This window comes from Protofrankia sp. Cj3 (assembly GCF_917627355.1).
GTDB lineage: Bacteria > Actinomycetota > Actinomycetes > Frankiales > Frankiaceae > Protofrankia.
In genome coordinates this window covers 2,076-13,826 of sequence record NZ_CAKJTR010000132.1, presented here as the reverse complement: position 1 = coordinate 13,826, position 11,751 = coordinate 2,076, and the positions used below count along the sequence as shown (strand labels likewise).

General features: G+C 67.5%; 8 protein-coding genes and 2 pseudogenes. 9 read left to right on the top strand and 1 reads right to left on the bottom strand.

What is annotated here, in order from left to right; all coding sequences use genetic code 11:
- The 8 genes and pseudogenes from MJ783_RS16820 to MJ783_RS16785 all read left to right on the top strand — a co-directional run.
- Positions 1 to 580 (top strand): site-specific integrase (locus MJ783_RS16820; protein WP_239311390.1); only part of this gene is annotated, 580 nt, incomplete at its 5' end.
- Between the two features lie 654 nt (positions 581 to 1,234).
- Positions 1,235 to 1,558, top strand: coding sequence for a hypothetical protein (locus MJ783_RS16815; protein ID WP_239311389.1), 324 nt, complete (start codon positions 1,235 to 1,237; stop codon positions 1,556 to 1,558).
- A 167-nt stretch (positions 1,559 to 1,725) separates the two neighbouring features.
- Positions 1,726 to 2,750 (top strand): annotated as a pseudogene (locus tag MJ783_RS16810) (replication-relaxation family protein).
- Between the two features lie 50 nt (positions 2,751 to 2,800).
- Positions 2,801 to 3,049 (top strand): hypothetical protein, encoded by a 249-nt coding sequence (locus MJ783_RS16805; protein WP_239311388.1) that lies wholly within the window; start codon positions 2,801 to 2,803, stop codon positions 3,047 to 3,049.
- Positions 3,050 to 3,151: 102 nt separating this feature from the next.
- Positions 3,152 to 4,219 carry an SAVED domain-containing protein gene (locus MJ783_RS16800; protein WP_239311387.1) on the top strand — a complete coding sequence of 356 codons (1,068 nt, stop codon included), beginning with the start codon at positions 3,152 to 3,154 and terminating at the stop codon, positions 4,217 to 4,219.
- A 93-nt stretch (positions 4,220 to 4,312) separates the two neighbouring features.
- Positions 4,313 to 5,338, top strand: a complete 1,026-nt coding sequence (locus tag MJ783_RS16795; protein ID WP_239311386.1) for a cyclic GMP-AMP synthase DncV-like nucleotidyltransferase — start codon at positions 4,313 to 4,315, stop codon at positions 5,336 to 5,338.
- Between the two features lie 15 nt (positions 5,339 to 5,353).
- Positions 5,354 to 7,099, top strand: coding sequence for a ThiF family adenylyltransferase (locus tag MJ783_RS16790; protein WP_239311385.1), 1,746 nt, complete (start codon positions 5,354 to 5,356; stop codon positions 7,097 to 7,099).
- A 302-nt stretch (positions 7,100 to 7,401) separates the two neighbouring features.
- Positions 7,402 to 8,340 (top strand): DEAD/DEAH box helicase family protein, encoded by a 939-nt coding sequence (locus tag MJ783_RS16785; RefSeq protein WP_239311384.1) that lies wholly within the window; start codon positions 7,402 to 7,404, stop codon positions 8,338 to 8,340.
- Positions 8,341 to 8,673: 333 nt separating this feature from the next.
- Here the strand turns inward: MJ783_RS16785 and MJ783_RS16780 are convergent.
- Positions 8,674 to 8,913: pseudogene (locus MJ783_RS16780) on the bottom strand (transcriptional regulator); the annotation flags it as partial.
- Between the two features lie 730 nt (positions 8,914 to 9,643).
- Between MJ783_RS16780 and MJ783_RS16775 the strand changes: the two are divergent.
- Positions 9,644 to 11,335, top strand: a complete 1,692-nt coding sequence (locus tag MJ783_RS16775; protein WP_239311383.1) for a hypothetical protein — start codon at positions 9,644 to 9,646, stop codon at positions 11,333 to 11,335.
- The last annotated feature ends 416 nt before the right edge of the window (positions 11,336 to 11,751 follow it).

The following is an 11,751-nucleotide window of genomic DNA, read 5'->3' as shown; positions in this document are numbered from 1 at the left end:
ACGGGGGGAAGTCCTCGGCCTGCGTTGGGACGACATCGACCTCGAGGCGGGAGTGCTGCACGTCCGGCGCACGTTGCAGCGGGCGAACGGAACGCTGATGTTCATGCCGGCCAAGACCGTCCGGTCACATCGCACGCTGCCACTGCCCGGTTCGCTCATCGACATCCTCAAGGAGCATCGCTATTCCCAGGATGTCGCCAGAACCACTGCCGGTCCGGACTGGACAGATCATGACCTTGTCTTCGCCTCAGCGATCGGGACACCTCTCGACCCACGCAACGTCAACAGGCGGTTCACCGCGATCCGTGCAGCGGCCGGGCTCCCGTGGGCACGGCTTCACGATCTCAGACATGCGTTCGCCACGCTCCTTGTCGCCGAAGGCGTCCCCATGAGGGTAATCATGGAACTACTCGGCCATTCCACGATCAACCTCACCATGAACACCTACGCCCACGTGCTTCCCGAAGCCCAGGAAGACGCCGTGGCGCGTCTCGACGGACTGGTTATGGGCCGTGAGCAACCCGGGGACACGGCCAAGGAACCGGGCGAGGGCGAAGCGGATGACGAAGACGCGACGTGAGCGGCTGGGGTACACCGCTGGGTACACGACGATCACTCCGGGAGCGCGCCAACGGCGAATGCCCAGGTCAGAGGAGAGCCGGCGAGGGGATTCGAACCCCTAACCGCTCGATTACAAGTCCGATATGGTCCGTGCCGGCGAATGCCGGCACGGACCATATCCCACCGTTTTCGCAGCTCAGCGGTTTGATCGAGTGTCGTAGCTTGACACGGAGTTCCGCCACGTGACGGGAAGGGTGTTCTCTTTCTGTTCCCATTTCAAGATCGATAGCGTGACATTTCTCGTCACAGAACGTCAACGCATCACGGATCGCCACACGGGCATGGGAAGGACCTGTCCACGTGTCCCGCGCCGCGCTGGGTATCCTGTTGGCGTCGTTCATGGTGGGCGTGAGCGGGGTGTTGAAATGCCCCGTCGGCTGCGTCGACAACACCATCCGGTCCACTCACCGGTCTCGTGTCAGGCGCCACCCACGCCACCCAGGACCTGGTCGTCCACCGGGTGACCGGAAGCGAAATACCCCTTTATGATCTTCTCAGGCCCCAGGGAAAGAACAATTACTGGGCGTCAGGATGTGCCCGTGAACCCCGACCACCAGGACCTGCGGATCCCGTTCGGCAGCACCGCACTCGAAGTCATCGCCGCCGCCGCCAGTTGTGTGTTGCGCGGCGCGAGGATGCCCGCTACTGGGAGGAGCACCGCCGTCCGATCTCCTCGGACGAGCTGCGCAAGCGGCTGAAAGTCGGCTCGAAGCGCGCGGGCGCGGTCGCGCAGCTGCGCACTGAGGCTCACCGAGTGCTGGAAGAACACGCCGCGAACGCAGACCTCCCCAAGACCACCACAGCCGTGACCGCGTCGCACGCCGACGACCGGGCGGCGGATGGGCTGCCGGGGGCGGTCGGGCCGGACGACGTCGACAGGGTTGATCTCGGCCGGGTCGAGCCGGCCGGGACGGGTGTGCTGGCCGCGGTCGGATGACGGCCCCGCCCCGACGGGCGGAACCAGCGTGTACCCCGCGTGCTGGCGTGCGGCGTGTCCAGGTGCGGACGCGCCCCGCGCACCCCCGCCTCATCCACAGCCGTCCGTCCACCCTGCCCGTTCGCCTGCCTCCGCCTGCCTGACGACCCCTTGGGAGACCTCTCCGCGTGATCACGAATCCTCCACAGCAGACCTATCTCGGCCGCCGCACCTACGCCCGGCCCACCGCCCGCATCGTGTCCAGTGGTGAGCAGCAGTTGTGGCTGGCCCGTCACCTCACCCTCCGGGACCGGTGGATCACCCACATGATCCACGAACACCGGGTGTTGACCACCCACCAGATCGTCGAACTCGGCTGGATCACCCGCCGGTCAGCGAACATCCGCCTGCTGGAGCTGTACCGCTGGCAGGTCCTCAACCGGTTCCAGCCGCTGGCCGTCAGCGGCCTGTCGCCCATGCACTACGTCCTCGACGTCGCCGGCGCCGCCGTCCTCGCGCACGAGGACGGCCTGGACCCGAAGAAGATCGACTACCAGCATGACCGGGCCATGGGCATCGCCCACTCCCTGTATCTGGCCCACCGGGTCCCGGTCAACGGGATGTTCACCCGGCTGATCCACCACGCCCGCCAGCCCCACGCCACCGGCCGGCTCACGGCGTGGTGGCCTGAGGAACGGTGCGCGGTGCTGTACGGGGACATCGTCCGCCCGGACGCCTACGGCCGGTTGGCGCAGCGCGGCACCGAGATCGAATGGTTCCTCGAACTGGACTACGGCACCGAACCGCTACGCCGCCTCGCCCTCAAGCTCGACGGCTACCACCGGCTCGCCAAGGAAACCAGGATCATCACGCCGATCCTGATCTGGACCACCACGACCCGCCGGGAGGCCCGGCCCTGACCGAGGCGCTGCGCGCCCTTGACCAGCCCGCGCGGGTGCCCGTCGCGACCACGGCCGCGGACCTCGCCGAACCCGATCAGCACCTGGATGCCACCCTGCTCCGCTGGCTCCCCCTGACTTCGAGTAGCACTGGTCGCCTCGGACTGGGCCAGCTGGCCGCCCTCTGGCCCCTGCGGACCAACACCCAGCGTCGTGGCAATGGTGCGTTCACCCGTCTGGAGCGTCCCGACCGGCTACACCTGCCGCAGCCAATGCCACCCGCGGGCCCTGATCCCCACCAGCGCGCGGCCTGACCGCATCTCCGCATGGCCGATGGGTCCTGCCGCCTGGACACTGTGCCCAGATGGCAGGATCCGTCGGCTCGAACGGGCACGGCTGTCGCGACCGGCAGACCGCGTCCGCACGGGTCTACGGCCCGCCCAGTGCCGCGGCGACGGACGCCGCGATGGCGGCCGAGGCGCCGCCGGTCAGCGCAGCCTCGGCCGATCAGGAGCTGTTGACCGCGACGAGGATGCCAGCGGTAAGGCAGGTGACGACAGAGGTGGCGGCGCACAGCGCTCCGGTTCTGTCAGATAGTCCCGGTAGCTTCTGATCTATGGCGTTGAACCAGGTCCGGGACACCTCCGTCAAGCGGGGGAACATTAAGGCCGCGGTGCGACTCGCTGTCGGGGCGCGAGCCGCCGGGTGCTGCGTCATGTGCTCCACCAGCCTGCTCGAACACCGCAACTTCTTCCACACCGTCCTGGTCGGGGAACTGGCGCACAACGTCGGCGCCACTGCCACTCCCGGCTCGCCCCGCGGGCTCGCCGAGGACCTTGCGGATCGGGAAGCGGAGGAGAACCTCCTCCTGCTCTGCCACGCCTGCCACCGTCTGATCGACGATGAGGATCACGCCCCGTACTTCACGACCGAGCGACTCCGCGCCCTCAAGAAGGCGCACGAGGACCGTGTCCGGGTGGCCGCCACCAGCGGCGGGCTGCGCCGGACCGCGGCGATCCGGGTGGGCGGTCTCGTGCGGGGGGCCACCGCCTTCGCCTCTCAGCGGCAAACGGCCGACGCGCTCCTGGCCGACGGCTACCTCGGCCTCGCGGACGGTCGATGGCAGGGAGACTTCCTCTGCCACATCGCGGGTGACCCGAGCCGCTCCTCCTACTGGATCGCCGCCCAAGAAGAGATCAACCACACCCTGGAACTGGTCGAGCAGGCAGTCGCGAGCGGGCTCGTCGACCACCTGTCGATCTTTGCGATCGCCCCGATCCCGCTGCTCGTGTACCTGGGCTCGCGGCTTGACGACAAGACCGACACGCGGCTTTACCAGAAGCACCGCGACGGAGACCAGGGCTGGCGCTGGGACGAGACCGCCCCGATCCACGACTTCTCCACCCGCACCACTGTCGGCTCCGCCCCGGCCACGGAGGTCGTCCTCGCCGCCTCGCTCACCGCGGAGGTCCAGAAGAGCAACCTCCCGGATGCGCTGCGGGGGCTGCCGTATTTCGAGATCCGGCCCGAGGCCGATCGCTTCGGTCCTGGTCTCTTCGCACGCCCGGGCACATTGCGGAACTTCGCCGACCGCTGGCGGAGCCTGCTCGCAGAGGTCGAGACGACGTGCCCCGGAGCAACGAAGTGGCACCTCGTCGCCGCCGCGCCGCTCTCTTCCGTCATCGAGATGGGACGCGCCTTCATGCGCGGGGCGCAGCCTCCCATCGAGGTGTACGAGCGGCAGAACGGGACCTACACACCCGTCGTCCAGGTCAATACGTGACCGGCCACCGCTTCGACCTCGCCCACGCGCACACGGCCGGATCGGAGAGCCGGTCACCGCATCGCCAACGCCTACCACCACGGGGGAAGCCCAATGAAGCACACCGACTACTTCGACAACTTCTTGAAGAACACGGTCAACCTCAGCCAGTTCAACCTGAACGTTCTCGCGGGTCGCGTCGATGCCATCTACGCGGCGCTCAAGGCGGATCCGGACCTCGGCCCGCGACTCGTCAAGAAGATCCCGCAGGGCTCCTGGGCTCAGGAGACGATCATCAGCCCGCAGAACGGCAAGCCGTTCGATGCCGACTTCCTCGTTCAGATGAAGGAGGAGCCCGACTGGTCAGACGTGCAGCAGTACATCAACGCTGTCTACCAGGTCATCCACCATCACTCGATCTACGGCAACATGCCGCACAACCGCAAGTGCCGCTGCGTCTACGTCGAGTACGCGAACAACAAGATGCACGTCGACATCGTCCCGTACGTCATCCTCGCCGACGACCGCCAGGTGATCATCAACCGGGACGACAACACGTTCGAGACCACCAACCCGTCCGGCTTCACCCAGTGGATGAAGGACAAGGACACGATCGCCAACCGCAAGCTGCGTAAGGTGATCCGCCTCCTGAAGTTCCTGCGCGACCACAAGAACTCCTTCACCGGCACCAAGTCGATCCTCATCACCACGCTCCTCGGCGAGCAGGTCGAGGAGTGGAAGAAGATCGGCGATCCCGGCTACTACAGCGACCTGCCGACCGCCCTGCTACACATGGTCGGCGACCTGGACACGTGGCTCCAAGCGCGCCCCATCAAGCCGTCCATCCCCGACCCGTCGAACCCGGTCGTCACCTTCGACCACCGGTGGACCCAGACGACCTACTCCTACTTCCGCGCCCGCATCCACGCCCACGCAACCGAGATCCACGACGCCTACCACGAGACCGACGAAGAGGAAAGCGTCAAGCAGTGGCAGGCCCTGTTCGGCGACAAGTTCCAGGCCCCGGAGACCTCGTCGTCCAGCAGCAAGTTCGGCGCCGCCGGAGCGGCGGGCGGGACCACCGGCGGTACCGAACTTCCCGGCATCTCCTCGTCCGGCCGCTCCGGTCGAGCCGGGTAACGAGTCACGCCACCGGTGACGAAGCGGAAGCGCGCCCAGTGCACGGACTGGCAGGAGTCTGCCGTCCGTGCACTGGGCGCGGTTGCGGCCGCCCTACCGGACGAGTTCCAACTACTCAACCGCCCTAGGCTGACCGACCTCGGGCTCGTCCAAGCCCGCATCCGCCTGCGGACCGGCGACCTGCCTCACGCCCCGCACGGCCTTCCCCTGCGAGAGCAGGAGGAGTTCCTGTTGGGGATCGGACCCACTCGACTGGCGCCGCCGTTCGTCGAGGTCGACCATGATCGATTCCTCGGGTACCCGCACGTGCTGCAAGGACGACGACTGTGCCTCTACCTGGATCCTGCGCGGGAGTGGAACCCGCAGCGAGGATTCGCCAGTGCGATCGACCGCCTGCACGACTGGCTGGCAGACGCGGCGGCAGCACGATTCAACCCCGACGCGGCCCTGTTCCACGCAGTCGGCGGAATCCTCCATCGCACGGCGGGCACTCCCACCATCGTCGTTCGTGAATCCGGCACGCTGGCCAAGGCACGAGTCGCCTTCCTCACGTTGCGATCGCCGCACCGGTACGACCTTCACTACGACGGCGGTCACCCCGACCAGCACCGAACCGTGGTCTTCCAGGTGACAGACCCCCTACCGCTCGGCGCGGGGACCCGACTGCACGACCTGCTGGCGCGGCTCGACACCGCGATCACGCCCAGGGCCTTCGTCGCTCCGCGGCCCCGGCCTCAAGCAGCGGCCTTCCTCACGGCGCTCGCGGCTGCCGCCACCCGAAACCCGGCGCGCACACCCCAAACGTTCATCCTCGCGATCCCGCACCCCACCGGCGGACCTCCGCACCTCCTCGCAGGCCGGGTACCCGCCGCGACGGCCGACGAACTCCGCCAACTCGTCCGCCAACGCCGCGACCTTATGATCAGCATCAACCCTGAGGCGCTCGACAACCAGACACCCGTGGAGTGGTGCACCGTGTCCGACGAACGGGACAGCGTCACAACCCGGCGCGACACCAACCGCCCCACCAGCGCCTACCAAGGAAAAACCATCCACATCTGGGGCTGCGGCGGCCTCGGGTCCTGGATCGCCGAGTTCATCGCCCGCGCGGGCGCCAAACGCCTCATCCTCTGCGACCCCGGCACCGTCACCGGAGGACTACTGGTCCGTCAGGACTTCATCGAGGACGACATTGGCGAAGCGAAAGCAGAGGCACTGCGCAAGCGCCTCGCCGCCATCCGCGACGATATCGAGCTCGAAGCACACATCGGCGTCATCCCAAACAACCTCGCCACGCTCCTCACGGACGCCGACCTCGTCATTGACGCCACCATCTCCCGCGCCATCGGCCAACTGCTCGACGGCCTAGCTCCAGCAACAGGACGCCCGCTGCTCGCTCAAGTCGCAACAGACGCGGGAACCAGCACTCTCGGGCTGCTCACCGTCAGCGACCGTGCTAGTCCTGCTGGGCCATACACGATCGACCAGCAAACCGGCAAGCAAGTCACCGCCAACGGCGCGCTGGAGCCCTTCCACACCTTCTGGAAGGACGTGTCCGCCAAAGACGAACTCATCCCGACCCGAGGCTGCTCCGTACCCACCTTCCACGGCTCCGCCGCCGACATCGCCGCCGTCGCCGCCAGCCTCACCTCCATGCTCGGCAGTCACCTCGCCATCACCGAGCCAGTGTCCGGCACCCACCTGATCGGACTGCCGCACTCACCCGCAGGACCCTTCCGCCGCTTCATCCCGGCGGCCTGACGCTGCTGACCGTGACCACGTGAACCGAGCTGCCTGACCGGTGCACGTTTGTGCGCCGATCATGGCCCTTCGCTGGACGGTCACTGGTGAGCGGGTCGTCTGACGCGGTCGGTCTCGGTTGACGGCCGACGCCGGAGGCTGGAGCTTCCCGGGTTGGGCCGCTCTCACCCCTGTCATCTGACTCGGCTGGCGGGTTCACGATCTCCTTAGCTAACTCCGCCGTGCCCCAGTTGGGACAACATGAAGGCGGACTTCCATGTCACTGACTAGCATGTCCGATCTGACGGATTGGGCGGGGGCGGATGTTCGAGCATGGCCAGCGGGTCCGAGTGCATGCTGCGGGCCTGCCCGACTTCGCACACGTGCGTCTTGCGCTGCCAGGTCCGACCGAAGGCGCCTGGACGCTGTTCCTGATAGACGATCAGGGCGACATGCATGAGATCGTCGTCTACGCGGCAGACCAGCACGTCGTCCGACCGATCATCGCTGACGGGGGAGCGGACTCGGCACGGGTCTTGGCCGGAATGTGGACTCGCTGGATGGCGGGGGCCGCGACGAACGCCGAGTCCAGCGCGATCGCCTCGACGCAGCTTCGGCCGTATGCCCACCAGACCACGGCCGTCTATGGGGCGATGCTGCCCCAGCCTCAGCTGCGTTTCCTGCTCGCGGACGAGCCCGGCACCGGAAAGACGATCATGGCGGGGCTCTACCTGCGGGAGATGCAGCGTCTCGGGCTCGTCCGCCGGGCGATCGTCGTGTGTCCGGCCAACCTGGCCAGCAAGTGGATTGCAGACTTCGGGCGTTTCTTCGGCGGTGGTCTGCGCCAGCTCACGACGAACACGATCCGCGAGGACGCAGTGAGCGGCCACGACCTGTGGGTGTTCTCCCTTGAACTCGCCGCCGTCAACCCCGCCGTGCAGGAAGCGCTCCGCCCGGATAAGGCCGGCTGGGACCTCGTGGTGTTCGACGAGGCCCATAGGCTCACCCCGACCGCGACCAGCTTCCACCAGATCGGACGACTGCTTGCTAAGAACACCCCGCGGGCGCTGCTGATGACGGCCACCCCCCACCGGGGTAAGGAATGGCTGCTTGGATTCAGATGGCCAGTGCACCACCCGCATCGTGCTGGGAGCAGGGGGCTCGGCAATCTTGATCGCAATCGGGCAGGCTCCCGACCTGCCCCAACAGCCCGATGCGAACCCCCTGCTGAGGGTCCCGACGCGAGGCGGGCGGTGCACTGACCGCGGGAGACCACCCTCCCCTGCTCACCGCGGAAACTACCAGAGCGGAGAAGAGGGCTGCCGCTGTCGGAGACAACGGACCTGAAGGTCACTGTCCGCGACAGGGGAACCCTCCCGTCTCCTCCGGGATGACATGCCGGCATGTCATCACCCGGGGGTGGGTACCATCGGGTGGCTTCGCTATGGCTCAGCAGCACCCTCCTACCGAGTGGCTACACCAGCGGGAACGGTCCACTCCACCCCGGTGGCCTGTGCCTCGTCGAGTGCCCGGACCGCCAGCCGGAGCTGGGTGCGTAGCACCGAGACCTCCATCGTGCGCAGTACCGCCGGGTCGTCTCCCACCGGGAGCCAGGCTGGCCACGGGTGCGCCACCACGACCTCCGCTGGCACTCCCAGCAGCGCGGCCAACGCCCGCTGGGACAGCTGGTCCGGCACGACTCCCTTGTGTTCCCAGCGCCAGATCTTCTGCCGCTCCGCCGCCATGTTCGCCACCCCCATCTGCCGGGCCTGCTGGGCAATCAGGCGCGCCAGCTGCTGGTAGGACCAGCCGTGCGCCGCCCGGACCCGGGCCAGGGGGTGCGCTACCGGCTCCGCACCCCGGGCACCCTGCCGCTCGGGGTGCGGCTGCTCCCGGCCACCCGCCTCATGCTCGGCGGTATCCCGTGCCCCGGTCATCGCCACGCTGGACGCTACGAGCCGCTCCAGCTCCCCAGCCACCGTGTGGAGCCGCTGCGTTAACATCATCCTGTGCTGCGGTTCCACCCTGGGCAGCTGGTCGGCTACCGCCGCCAAGGTCGCGCAGGCCGTGCGCCCCTGTGCCTGCGCTGCCCCGATGGCCAGCTCCACGCGCGGCGGGGACATACGACCCGTCCCCGCCGCGTCCGCCGGTGTTTCGTCGTCCCGGTCGCCGCCCTGCAGGACCGTCAGTTCCGCGGCCACCCGCGCCGGCCCGCTGACTCCCGGTGGGAACATTGCCGGTCTGTCCGCCTCCGATCCACCCGGCCGGGGCGGGCACGGTAGCACCGCGCGGTGTTCTACGCATCGATATTCCTCGGGCATAATCCCTCCGCCATAAATGATCCATCGCCGTATCGGTGGGCGTCCGAAACCGGGAGTGCATTCCTGGCGATCCGGTTTCGGACGCCCGTGCCACTGTGGCGGTCTGTGTCACGCCCCGGCAAAACGTCTCCCGTTTCGGCATCATGCGCTGTCCGTATGGCGGGTATCGCTATTATCCATCGTGATAGATACACTCCGAGACCACGGAAACCCATCCCGTCGAGAAACCATCCGGGAGCGCCCCATGGACCATGCCACGCGTCGGTACTGCCGCTGCGGCACCCGTCTCGCCCGGGACAATACCGGCGGCCTGTGTGGTCCCTGTCAGCGCACAGCCCAGGATCGTATTCTGGGTGCCCCCGTGGTACCGGAGGCGTTCTGGGACACCGACCAGCTCCGCGACGCCTTTGATGCCTGGCATATGGGTCATGTCATTGCCGCCTACCGCGCTCATCCTTACCACGGCATACCGTTGAGTCAGGAAACCGTGGCCGGCTGGATGGACCTCACGCAGGCACAGCTCAGCCGTATCGAAGCTGGGCCGCCTCCCACCGATCTGGCCAGGCTCATGCGCTGGGCCGCGTGTCTGCGTATTCCGGACCAGCTGCTGTGGTTCAGGATGCCGGGTCCCCACCGGACGGCGCAGTGGCCGGCTGCTCTCACCGACACGCGTCAGCTGCCCGCCACCACAGGCGTCCCCGAGCCCACGGCGGCCACCCAGCCCCCACACGGCCACGCGGTATGTGACCTACACTGGCCAGAGAATGTGATTGCCGCCTTACGGGGGGAATCCTGGAGCGAGCCATCAGCCTTTCCTGCCGACGACCGGCCCGCGGCCGTCCCGCCAACGGAGATGGCCCATGACGATCTTGTGGGTCTGTTCGGCACCTGGGCTACCACGGTGAGACGCCGCCAGTTCCTGCTCTCTGTAGGCCGGGCCGCGACCACCGTGGCGGCCATGCCATTACTGGCCACCGCAGATGTGGTCGAACCCGACCGGCTGCTGGGTGCGCTGGGCACCCCGTCCCGGGTCGACGCTGCGATCATCGGGCATATCGAGGACGTCCTGCACCACGCCCAACGGCAGGATGATGCCCTGGGCCCGCAGGCCGTGCTCCGCACCGTCCTCGACCAGCGTCGTCTCGCCCGGCACCTTCTGGAGGGCTGTCCGCCCGGCCTGCGCCCCCGGCTGCTGTCCGTCTACGCTGATCTGTGTCGGGCTACCGGCCAGTTCATCTTCGATCTCGGCCAGTTCGAGGCGGCCATGCCGCACCTCGAGAAAGCCCGGGCTGCGGCCCATGAGGCCCGCAACACCGAGCTCGGCGCCTTCACTTTGTGCCAGATGGCTCATGCCGCGATCTGGCAGGGCCACCCACGCGTGGCGGTGGACTACGCTTCGGCTGCCGTGGCGTGGGCGTGGCATACCCCGGACCGGGCGCTACAAGCCAACACCGGGGACATGGCGGCCCGTGCCTATGCCGCCGCTGGGGAGTACGACGCCTGCATGACGGAGCTTGACCGGGCCGCGGGCGCGCTGGCTCTGCGCGACGATCGCCCGTCGCTGAGCTACTGGTACGACGAGGCGTTCCTCGCCAGCATCCGCGGCCAGTGCCTGCTGCACGTGCAGCGTCCGGCGGAGGCACTGGCCATCATCGGGCCCTCGGTCGCCACCCTGGATCCGGCGCTGTCCGTGCGTAACCTCGCTATGACAATGGTCGACCTGGGCAGTGCCTACATCCAGCATGGTGAGATCGAGGAAGCGGCCCGCGCTCTGGGCCAGGCCAGTGAACTGGCGGTTCGTAACCGGTCGGTCCGGCTTGCGATACACCTCCGGGACACACGGCAGCAGCTGGAGCCGTGGACGGACACCCCGGCCGTCCGGGAGCTGGACGAGACGATGGCTGTACTGCGGGTGGTGCCGGAAGAAGCACTGTAGCGACCGGCATCCGTCGCGACCATCATGGCCTCTGCCGGCTCCTACAATATTGGAGGCAGCGTGATGCACTGACCGCTGCTGCAAGATCGTGCCACCGCTCGGTGCGCACGTGTCCCATCCGGGTTCAACCTCCGTACGTCCTACGGAAGAAGAATCCTCGAAGTTATTATCTCGCTATTCAGAATTCATCTTCGATCATACGGATCGTACAACCGGTCGCGAGCCTGGACGGCCCCGGCCTCAATCGTTCACGGGGTTGGCGGGGCTCCGCTGGGTGAGCAGCGACGAGGGTTTTTGATCTAGGTTTCCTGTCTGTGGGCAGGGCTGGGTGGCGACGGTCGCGTCGCGGCGCCGGGTCCACGGCCAGCGGTTCAGCCCGATCGCCTTGCCCTGTTTGACGTCGTTCTCGACGTGGG